The 4455-nt window shown below is 65.7% G+C and carries 6 protein-coding genes; 5 read left to right on the forward strand and 1 reads right to left on the reverse strand.

The features are described 5' to 3' along the window. Positions 1–368 (forward strand): NADPH-dependent FMN reductase (locus tag WG622_RS19100; protein ID WP_339404888.1); only part of this gene is annotated, 368 nt, incomplete at its 5' end. A 15-nt stretch (positions 369–383) separates the two neighbouring features. On the opposite strand, the gene WG622_RS19105 is transcribed toward WG622_RS19100, so the two are convergent. After that, positions 384–626, reverse strand: coding sequence for a hypothetical protein (locus tag WG622_RS19105; RefSeq protein WP_097147540.1), 243 nt, complete (start codon positions 624–626; stop codon positions 384–386). On the opposite strand from WG622_RS19105, the gene WG622_RS19110 reads away from it, so the two are divergent. The 4 genes from WG622_RS19110 to WG622_RS19125 form a co-directional block, all read left to right on the forward strand. Next, on the forward strand, positions 615–1469 hold the full coding sequence (locus WG622_RS19110; protein ID WP_097147539.1) for an SDR family NAD(P)-dependent oxidoreductase: 855 nt from the start codon (positions 615–617) through the stop codon (positions 1467–1469). The two genes, WG622_RS19105 and WG622_RS19110, sit on opposite strands and share 12 nt — an antisense overlap. A gap of 90 nt (positions 1470–1559) precedes the next feature. Then, positions 1560–2951: a hypothetical protein gene (locus WG622_RS19115; protein ID WP_232617650.1), complete on the forward strand. Its 1392-nt coding sequence runs from the start codon at positions 1560–1562 to the stop codon at positions 2949–2951. Positions 2952–3143: 192 nt separating this feature from the next. Continuing rightward, on the forward strand, positions 3144–4148 hold the full coding sequence (locus WG622_RS19120; RefSeq protein ID WP_097147538.1) for a TAXI family TRAP transporter solute-binding subunit: 1005 nt from the start codon (positions 3144–3146) through the stop codon (positions 4146–4148). Between the two features lie 3 nt (positions 4149–4151). After that, the coding region (locus WG622_RS19125) for a hypothetical protein (protein WP_339404895.1) at positions 4152–4455 on the forward strand (304 nt) is incomplete at its 3' end.

Genomic DNA, 4455 nt, shown 5'->3' on the forward strand with positions numbered 1-4455 from the left:
CGAAGCTTCGCAAAGCCGTGGCCGCGGCAGACGCCATCTTCATGAGCTCCGATGAATATACCGGCGCGTTCTCCTCGGTGTTCCGCAACGCCGCTGGCTGGATCGGGCATGACGTGGACGGCGCGGGTAACCTGTTCCACGGCAAGCTGATCACGCTCTGCGGGGCGCCCGTGGGCGGCGTCGGCGCGCTGCGCGGCCACCCTGCCCTACACCAGTTCCTTCTGGAGCTCGGCGCGAACGTCTATTCGCAGAAATTCGAGCTCGGCTCGACCTCAAGGATCTTCCGCCAGGATGGAAGCCTGTCGCCGTCGGTCCAGAAACAGCTCGTCGAAGGGGCCTTCGCCCGGCTGGCGGGCGAAACCGTGTGACGCAGCCCTGACCCGTCAGGGGATCAGGACCGTCTCCCGCAGCTCGAAGCGTAGCACCTCCTCGGCGAAGGTGCCGAGATCGCCCGCCGCCGCCGCCGCTTCGGGCGATCCGACCGCCTGGGTGGCATCCGCCTGATCGCGCCGCGCCCGTGCGCTGCCGCCCAGCCGGACAAGATCGCTGTGGATACGGCGGAAATGGCGCGCCGTCTCGTGATCGTTCCAGAACGAGATGCCGCTAAACCCGCGATGGGTCTGCATCGAGGCGGTGCGCAGCCCGCCGCAGGCCAGGATCAGCGCCTCGCGCCCGGCGGCACTGTCCGCGAACCCCTCTGCCGGTTGCCGCGCCGCCAGCCCGATGGCCAGCCCGGCCAGATCGACATCCTGGGCGTGTCCTTCGGCGGCCGCCTCGTGGTTGTCACCGGCGGCGCGCGCGGACAGGGCGCGCTTCAGGCCCGGCATCTCGCGGCGCGGGGCGCGCAGGTGATTGTCGCCGACATCCTTGAAGACGAGGGCCGCGCCCTCGCCGATGAGATCGGCGCGCAATTCGCCCGCCTCGACGTGACCTCGGAAGCGGATTGGGCGGCGTTGCAGGCGCAATGCGGCGACTGGCCCCTGCACGGTCTGGTGAACAATGCCGGGCTCTACCGGCCAGAAACCATCCCCGACACCACGCCCGAGGATTTCGACCTGCACTACAAGGTCAACCAGTTCGGCACCTATCTGGGCGTGAAGTTCGCCGAAGCGGCGATGGGTCCCGACGGCGGGTCGATCGTGAACATCTCGTCGCTTGCCGGGCTGCGCGCCAGCAAGGGCATTGCCTATGTCGGCACCAAATGGGCCGTGCGCGGCATGACCAAGACCGCCGCGCGCGAGCTGGGCCCGCGCGGGATCCGCGTCAACTCGGTCCATCCGGGCATTATCCTCACCCCGATGCTGGACGCCTGGAGCGACGAGGACCTGAAGACCCGCACCGCGCAGGTGCCGCTGGGTCGCGCCGGCATGCCGGAAGATGTCGTTCATATGGTCTTGTTTTTGCTGTCGGATTTCAGCCTCTACATCTCAGGAGCCGAAATCGCGATTGATGGCGGGTTGTCTGTCTAGACAATACCGGAAAGGATAGGGCCGCCGCCCGGTCGACCATGCCGGGCGGTGCGTAGCGGTCGGTTTACCGGTATGAGGTAAGAGCATATAATGCCAGATGCGGCCCGCCCGGACCGGCTTTCCACGATCGCCTCCGCCGCTTTGCTGGGCGGCACCGTCTTCACCCTCGCGGACCTGTTCAGCGACAATCACCTGTTCGCCGGAATCGCGATCACGCTGATCGTCTGCCACATCCTGATGCGCTGGCGCCATGTGCGCACCAACGCCAAGGTTCTGCTCCTGCTGGCGGCCCTGTCCGCGGTGCTTCTGGTCATGGCCGGCGGCGATCCGGGCAGCCTTGCCCTTGCCGCGAGCCGCGCGCTTTACCTGCCCGCGCTGCTGACGGTCATGGCGATCCTGCGGGTCGCCGCGATGCGCTCGAACATCGTCAATACGGCGGCGCATTTCGTGGTGGACCAGCCGCCGTCACGTCGTTTCGTGCTCCTGGCCAGCGGCAGCCATATCTTCGGCATCCTGCTCAATCTCGGCGGTCTCCAGCTTCTGCTCGGGATCGCGCTGGCCCAACGCGACCGCACCGCGCCCACGCCCCAGATCGGCGAGGTGCAGGGACGGCGAATCGCGAATGCCGTCATGCGTGGCTTCGCCGCAACGATCCTGTGGTCGCCGGCCGGTCTGGCGATGAACATGCTCCTGCCGCTGATGCCGACATTGGGATATGTGTCCTACCTGCCCTACGGGCTCGGCCTTATGGTGGTCTTCTTCGCCCTGGGCTGGGTGTTCGACCGGCTCGAGCCGCGCCCGCGCCGCACCTTCACCCCGTCACCCCACAAGGGTGCGGGCCTCGCCATGGCCGCACTGCTCGGGTTGCTCATCGCGATCACCGGGCTGTCGGCACTGGCCGAGGCGGTGATCGGCATTCCGATGCGCGCCGCGATCCTGATCGTGATCCCCTCCATGGCGGTGGTCTGGGTGCTCCTGACCGAGGGGCGCCCGTTCTCCGGCAACCTGACATCCCTCGCCCGCGACGGGTTCCGTGCGCTGCCGGATTCGACCAGCGAGATCTGCTTGATCGGGGCGAGCGCCTTCCTCGGCCTGACCGTCGTCGAGATGCTGCCCGCCGATCAACTGCGTTTGCTGATCGAGAACGTCTCGCTCGGCCCGGGGGTGATCGCCTGTATCATCATCCTGCTGATGACCCTGGTCAGCCAGCTTGGCCTGTCGCCGATGATCGGCGCGCTGGTCTGCTCGGGGGCCATCATCTCGTCCGGGATCGACATGCCGGAGGTGATGCTGATGCTCGCCGTGATGTGCGGCTGGTCCGGCTCGATGCTGCTGTCGCCCTTCGCCTCGACACTGGCCATCGCCATGGGCATGACCGACAAATCCGCCCGGGAAGTCGGCCTGCGGTGGAACGGCCCCTTCATCCTGACCTATTGCGCGATCAGCATGACCGCCCTGCTGATCGCGGGCGCACTGCTCTGATCGTCCCCCCAATCGGGGCGGTTCATATACGTTTGAAGAATGCGGCGGGGACGATCGGCGTGAATTGACTCCGTGTCTGCCTGCCTCTAAGTTTATGCGGTATTCGATGTTTGTTCGAATAACGAGCTCTAAAAGCAAGCCCGCTCCAGATAGCGGAGCCAGCACCACGTGGGTAGGGAGGATGTTGCCCCAATGATTTTCCAGAAACTGACCGCCGCAGCGCTCGGCGTTGCCATGCTTGTGGGCGCCGCGCCCAAATCCGCCGAGGCCGATATCCTCGTGATGGGCGGCAACCCGGAAGGAAGCCTGTTCTACGCGCAGTCGCAGGCCATCGCGTCGGTCATTGGCCAGCACACGGGCGACCGCGTCGACGTGCTGCCGCAATCCCCGACCGTCTTCTTCCCGATGTTCGTCTCCAGCGAAGCCGATCTCGGCCTGTCGAGCCCGATCGAAGCCAACTTCGCCTACCGGGCCGTGGGCCCCTATGAGGGCATGAATGGCGGCGAGGGTTACCCGATCTCCACCATCATGCTCGGCTCGCCGATCCGCCTGTCGCTGGTGGTCCGGGGCAGCTCGGACATCCACAGCATGGAAGACCTGAAAGGCAAGCGCGTCGTGTCGAACTACGGTGCCTTTGCCGGGTCCTCGATCACCGCCGAAGCCGCGCTCGCCAATGCCGGTCTGACCGCCGACGACTTCGAGGTCGTCAGCGTCTCCAGCTATCCCGAAGGCGTGACCGCCGTGATCGAAGGCCGCGCCGACGCCGCCGTCGGCTCCATCGGCAGCGGTATCCTTCAGCAGCTCAACGCCGCCGAAGGCGCGCGCATCCTGTCGATCGACCCCTCGCCCGAAGCGATGGCCCGTTCGCAGGAAATCGGCAGCGCCTTCGTTCCGATCGAAGTGCCCGCGGGCATCGTCGGTGTCGACAGCGACATCTACGCGCTGAGCTATGCAACCACGCTCTATGGCCGCAGCGACCTCGCCGATGACAAGGTCATCGCGATCCTCGAGACGCTGTGGGAGCATTCGGAAGAGCTGAAGGCCATTCACCCGTCGCTCGCGACCTGGACGCCGGATCGCTTTGCCGACACCGCCGTCGTGGTTCCGTTCCACCCGGCCGCCATTGAATTCTTCAAATCCAAGGGCGTGTGGACCGACGAGCTCGAAGCCCGTCAGGCTGAGATTTCGGCGAAATAACCCATGATGCGCCGGGCCACGTCCCGGGGCGACACAGCAACGGATCGCTCCGGCCCGGTGAAGGCGGCCGGGGCGATCCTCCCTGTAAGAGTCCACACGCCAACCGGAGGCCAGACACCCGTGCAAGAAAACAACAGGGTTCTGAAACGCCCGTATCGCTACGTCTACGAGGTCCTTGCTATCATCCTGCCCATCGCGGCACTGATCTATTCGCTTCAGCTGCTGCCGCGCTTCGGCATCATCATATACAAGGAACAATACCTGACGCTGTTCATCGCGATCTGCGTCGCGATCTCGTTCCTGGTCA

The organism is Cognatishimia coralii, from assembly GCF_037478305.1.
In the GTDB taxonomy this organism is placed as follows: domain Bacteria; phylum Pseudomonadota; class Alphaproteobacteria; order Rhodobacterales; family Rhodobacteraceae; genus Cognatishimia; species Cognatishimia coralii.